The organism is Ventosimonas gracilis, from assembly GCF_001580025.1.
Classification (GTDB): domain Bacteria; phylum Pseudomonadota; class Gammaproteobacteria; order Pseudomonadales; family Pseudomonadaceae; genus Ventosimonas; species Ventosimonas gracilis.
In genome coordinates this window covers 1-362 of sequence record NZ_LSZO01000081.1, presented here as the reverse complement: position 1 = coordinate 362, position 362 = coordinate 1, and the positions used below count along the sequence as shown (strand labels likewise).

The window sequence follows — 362 nt, the reverse complement described above, 5'->3', positions numbered from 1 at the left end:
AATATATCGCGCAGGGCAAAGGCGCGTGCTCTGAGTTGTAGCATGCGTTTGGGGTATTGTTTCCAGGGACCTGCTTTATTAACGAGTCCGGCGGCGGTGGCGTCTTTCCATGAAAAAGTACGTGACTGGGGTTCGGGTTCATCGCGGCGTTTAACGGTGCATATCGCTGTGCTGTCTTGCAGGGTTTCTTTAACCCATTCGCATAATGGGCTTGAGCGTACCAGTGCAAGTGCAGCATCGCCCCATAAACAAGGGCGGCCATTAATCACGGCGATATTTTGCACGGCTTGCAATGGGTTTAAGCCCAGCCCCGCGCCGTATTGCATGGCGATAAAGCAGGCTTCGGGCTTGCCATTAAAACC

Annotated in this window: 1 pseudogene; it reads right to left on the bottom strand. The window is 53.3% G+C overall.

Features of this window, described 5'->3' with window-relative positions:
- Window positions 1-362 (bottom strand): annotated as a pseudogene (locus AXE65_RS13775) (recombinase RecT); the annotation flags it as partial.